Here is a 4,930-nt window from a genome sequence, read left to right on the forward strand (position 1 = left end):
ATGCTGGATCGTTGCAACAACCTCAATCACAAAAAACCTCTTTCGGCTTCGGATAAAAAAAAGGTCAAGAAGATACTTATCCTTTCCAGGGTGACCGCCGGAGCCGACATTGCTATCACCGGAGTCATCATAAAGCGTCTCGCCCAGAGCTTGCCGACTGCACAGCTTGTTCTTATTGGCCCATCACATCTGCGGGAAATGTTCGGCAACACACCAAACACCTGCTGCCTTACCTTTATATACAAAAACGATGGCACCCTGTTTGAAAAGATGACATCCTGGCCCAAACTTTTGACCATTACCCAAAAAGAGTCTCAGGCCTATAAGCCTGGTGAGGTGCTGCTCTTTGATCCAGACTCACGGCTTTCACAATTAGGTCTGCTGCCTCTTATCGATGACCAGTTCACCTACACCTTTCCGTCCAGGGTCAGTCAACCAGATGAGCTGAACAACAAGAACCTCTCATTTTTAACCAATTATTGGCTCAACAGGATTCTTGGCGAAGACAAGACCATTTATCCCAAGCTTTCCTTTACTGCCGGAAAAGCCTCGCTGTTCACAAAATTCTTCGCCACCGTCAAGGCCGGTGGTTGTAAGTTTGTTGTGACAATTAATTTTGGAGTCGGCAATAACCCTGCAAAAAAGATTTCCGGTCATTTCGAAGAAGCGCTTCTAAACTCACTCCTGCAGACACCAGACACTGTTGTTGTGCTCGATACCGGCCGAGGCTCAAACGAGCTGCTTCGAGTTAAACACCTTTTAAAAGTTTTCAAAAATAAAAATATTGCCACCGCCCAAATCACAACTGATACTATCGACAAAGTCCCGAAAACCTTCAGACACGGACTTGTTTCCTTCAAGGGATCTCTGGGAGCTCTCGGAGAGATGATTGATGCGACAGACTGTTTTATCGGTTATGATTCCTGCGGTCAGCACCTGGCGAATGCAACCAGAACCCCGGCGGTTATTCTTTTTGCTGGTGCACCAACCGCCCGCTTTATTCATCGGTGGGCACCAACAAATAAAGAAAACGTTACTATTCCAGTAAATACTGACTCACAATATAATGATGCCAGCCTTGAACCTCTTCTTAAAAATGTTGAGTCGGCTGTAAATAAAATTAGGAGTAGATCCATTGTCTCAGACTGATACTGAAACTGACATATTAAAACGAGCTATTGCCGCTTTTGGCGCAGCCAATATCCTGGTGATTGGCGACCTTATTATCGATCATTTCATATGGGGAAGCGTTTCACGTATTTCACCTGAAGCCCCGGTGCCGGTTGTAAATGTTACCCATGACAACTTACTGCTTGGCGGCTCAGCCAATGTCCTCCACAACCTGTATAGCTTAGGCGCGAAAGCTGCAATATGCGGTGTAGTCGGCAATGATGCCATGGGTGATACCATTATAGAGTTAATCTCAAAACTTCCTTCGCCTGTTGATGGCGTTGGCAAGGTAAGTGACCGGCCGACAACCATAAAAACCAGAATTATTGCCCGACAACAGCAAGTAGTGCGGTTTGACCGGGAAAACACCGGAGAGGTCAGCGGTGAATTTCTTGATCGAATAAAGGCATTTATAACGAATAAGGTTAGCGCCTTTGACGCAGTTATTGTTTCCGATTATGCCAAAGGGATTATTACTCCAGAGCTTATGGATCATCTGCGCCATGAGTTAAAAAAATATCCTGATACCCCGTTGATTATCGACCCAAAGCCCAATAATCCAGACAGATTCAAGGGCGCAACTATAATTACTCCAAACAACCATGAGGCAGAACAGATTTCAGGCATTAGCATTACTGATCAGACCAGCCTGGAACTGGCGGGCCAAAAACTCCTGGATATCCTTAACTGCAAGGCAGTGCTCATTACCCGAGGCGAAGCTGGAATGGCAATTTTTGAAAGGGACAAGCCAACAATAACAATTCCAACTGTTGCTAAAGAGGTGTTTGATGTTACCGGCGCCGGTGATACCGTTATTGCTACACTTGCTCTTGGACTGGCAGCCAAGCTTTCATTTCATCAGGCGGCAAGGCTGGCAAATTATGCCGCTGGCATTGTTGTTGGCAAACTTGGCACAGCAACTGTTACCAACAAAGAGCTACTCGCCCAGATAGACAATAAATCAACCAATCAATTAACCAATTAACCATGAAAAAAATATTAAGCATGACTGGCTTTGGCCGTGGCGAAGCCGGCAACCCGGATAGACGGTGGAATGTTGAAATTCGCTCGGTTAACCATAAATTCTGCGATGTTAAGATTAAAATCGCCAGAAAGTATATGGCCCTTGAAGAGAAGATTAAGAAACAGGTCACTTCACTGTTTACCCGAGGCCACTTTGAAATCACGGTCACCGTATCCGGCACACAAGCTGAGACTGTTGCCCTGACGCCGAATTTAGCCTTGGCAAAGGCGTATCATGACAGCCTTATAACTATAAAAAACGAACTTGGCTTGTCGCAGGCTCCTGACCTGAAAACGATTGCTGACTTTAAGGACGTTATCACCTACGAAGAGGTACCGGAAGATATGGATCATGTATGGTCGGAGCTCTCTTTGGCCCTCGACGATGCCCTGGATTCATTACTCAAAATGCGGTCCGACGAAGGACAGGCCTTAAAAAACGACCTCATGGAGCGGATCGATTCATTTTCACAAACGATACAATCGATCGAAAAACATATTCCTGATCTCATCATCCAAAGGAAGGCTGCCCTTGAAGAGCGCCTGATAAATCTACTTGGTACCGTCGATATGGATCCGACACGGTTTAATCAGGAGGTAGCGATTTTAGCTGACAAATCAGACGTCACCGAAGAACTGGTTCGGCTTAACAGCCACATTATGCAGTTCAAAAGCTTTATGGTGTCTGAAGAGGCAGTCGGACGGCGCCTTGATTTTTTATTGCAGGAATTTCTTCGTGAAATTAATACAATGGCATCTAAAATCAGCGACGCTACTATTTTGCATAAAACAGTTGATCTTAAAAATGAAGTTGAAAAAATTCGCGAGCAAGCGGCTAATATTGAGTGATTGACTTGAATGGTTTGTTTGTTTGTTGGTTGGTTGGTTGGTTGGTTGGTTTTTTTTTATGAGGGAGTGTGGCGATGGATTCAAAGTTAATTAATATTGGGTTTGGAAATTCTGTGGCATCAGGTCGTGTAATTGCCGTTGTGCATCCAAAATCTTCACCGATGAAGAAATTAAAGGATACCGCCAAGAGCAGTCAAAAACTTATCGATGTGACTGAAGGCAGAAGGACGCGATCAATCATTATTACCGACTCTAATCATGTCATCCTTTCTTCTGTGCAGCCGGAAACATTAACGATGCGCTTCCAGCCCCTCTCAGAACTTACTCCAGATGAAGAGAAATCATGAGCAAAGGCAGACTTTTTATTATCTCCGCCCCATCAGGTGCCGGGAAAACCACAATTTTACGCCCTGTTCTGGCTGAACTTGCAGCAATCTCTTTTTCCGTTTCTCACACGACAAGAGCACCAAGACCAGGCGAACAAAACGGCATAGACTATCATTTTGTTTCCAAAGAAGAGTTTGTACAGTTAGAACAAAAGGGTGATTTTCTTGAATGGGCCGAGGTACATGGCAACTATTACGGAACCAGTAAAACAGCGGTGAGAGAGCAGCTTAGCCAGGGCATTGATACTATTTTAGATATCGACGTGCAGGGGGCTTCACAGCTTCGCGCCTTGGCTAATTTACCCGCAACCTACATTTTTATTGCCCCACCCTCTTTGGCTGTTTTAAAACAACGGCTGTCAGACCGTAAAACCGAGTCAGCCGAGACCCTTGCCATTCGTCTTGAAAATGCTGTCAACGAATTGAAGAGCGCCAACCTATACGATTATATTATTGTTAATGATCTCCTTGAAGAGGCCATTCAGATTATGAAGGCCATCATTATTGAAAAAAGGGCGGCTTCCAGACGGAGAATCGATGGCTCGGCGCTTACCCTTAATTTTTAATTTTTTTAGCCACGGAAACACACAGACTCACACGGACAACTGCTTTTTTTCGGGTGATCTCACTTAGTTTTGTGACTGAAATACATCTCTAGAATCCCAACTAATGCCACTTCCTAAACCGCGAAAACAAAAAAAATCCTTTGCCCCAAACAAACCAGATGCTGAACTTATCTGGGGCATTCATATGGTTGAGGAGCTCTTGCAAAACCGGCCAGAGAGCCTCGTTGAAGTTTATTTCTTAAAGCAGACATCAACAAAACTGGAGACGCTTCTACGGCTTTGCAAGGAAAAACATATCCCGACTCAAATCTCGGAAAGCCCGTGGCATCTGCCTGAGCATGCTGTCCACCAAGGCGTAATGGCCAGAATCAAGCCCTTTGCCACAATTGACTTTGCGCATCTGCTTCGCTTAGCGGCAAAAAAAACCAACCCCATTATTCTCGCCCTTGATACCATCCAGGATCCCCATAATTTCGGGGCCATGATCCGCAGCGCCTCTGCCGCCGGGGTGACCGGAATTCTCTACACAAAAGACCGTTCCGCACCACTATCGGGAACCGTTGCCAAGGTTTCAGCCGGGGCGATATCAAACATGCCGCTCTGCCCAATAACCAATATGGCCGAGAGTCTGAGTAAGCTAAAAGATAAAGGTTTTTGGATATACGGTGCAGACGGCTCTGCAGAACAGAGCATCTATCAGGCAAAACTTGCTGGCCCAATCTGCCTGGTTATTGGCGGCGAAGCCAAGGGCATTCGACCACTTGTGAAAAAAAACTGCGACTTCCTGATCTCAATCCCCATGCAGAGCGCCCTCGATTCCCTGAACGCCTCCACCGCCGCCGCCATCATCCTCTTTGAAGTCGTGCGGCAACAATAGACTAAGGGCACAAGCATTTCCCTCTAATATATTTATTGACACATCTATCATGTGATTTT

At 45.6% G+C, this 4,930-nt stretch carries 6 protein-coding genes; all 6 read left to right on the top strand.

Annotated elements, in window-relative coordinates; genetic code table 11:
• Positions 1–1,149 (top strand): hypothetical protein (locus HQK80_15285; protein ID MBF0223555.1); only part of this gene is annotated, 1,149 nt, incomplete at its 5' end.
• Positions 1,150–1,162: 13 nt separating this feature from the next.
• Positions 1,163–2,155 carry a D-glycero-beta-D-manno-heptose-7-phosphate kinase gene (gene rfaE1 / locus HQK80_15290; protein MBF0223556.1) on the top strand — a complete coding sequence of 331 codons (993 nt, stop codon included), beginning with the start codon at positions 1,163–1,165 and terminating at the stop codon, positions 2,153–2,155.
• Positions 2,156–2,157: 2 nt separating this feature from the next.
• Complete coding sequence (locus HQK80_15295) at positions 2,158–3,042, top strand: YicC family protein (protein MBF0223557.1); 885 nt, start codon at positions 2,158–2,160, stop codon at positions 3,040–3,042.
• Positions 3,043–3,116: 74 nt separating this feature from the next.
• The gene (locus HQK80_15300) at positions 3,117–3,389 is read left to right on the top strand and encodes a DUF370 domain-containing protein (GenBank protein ID MBF0223558.1); all 273 of its coding nucleotides are present in this window, start codon (positions 3,117–3,119) and stop codon (positions 3,387–3,389) included.
• Positions 3,386–3,994, top strand: a complete 609-nt coding sequence (gene gmk, locus HQK80_15305) for a guanylate kinase (protein ID MBF0223559.1) — start codon at positions 3,386–3,388, stop codon at positions 3,992–3,994. The genes HQK80_15300 and gmk overlap by 4 nt, the downstream gene beginning before the upstream one ends.
• Before the next feature lie 103 nt (positions 3,995–4,097).
• Positions 4,098–4,871, top strand: coding sequence for a 23S rRNA (guanosine(2251)-2'-O)-methyltransferase RlmB (gene rlmB / locus HQK80_15310; protein ID MBF0223560.1), 774 nt, complete (start codon positions 4,098–4,100; stop codon positions 4,869–4,871).
• Positions 4,872–4,930: the final 59 nt, after the last annotated feature.

It is taken from the genome of Desulfobulbaceae bacterium (genome assembly GCA_015231515.1).
Classification (GTDB): Bacteria; Desulfobacterota; Desulfobulbia; order Desulfobulbales; family VMSU01; genus JADGBM01.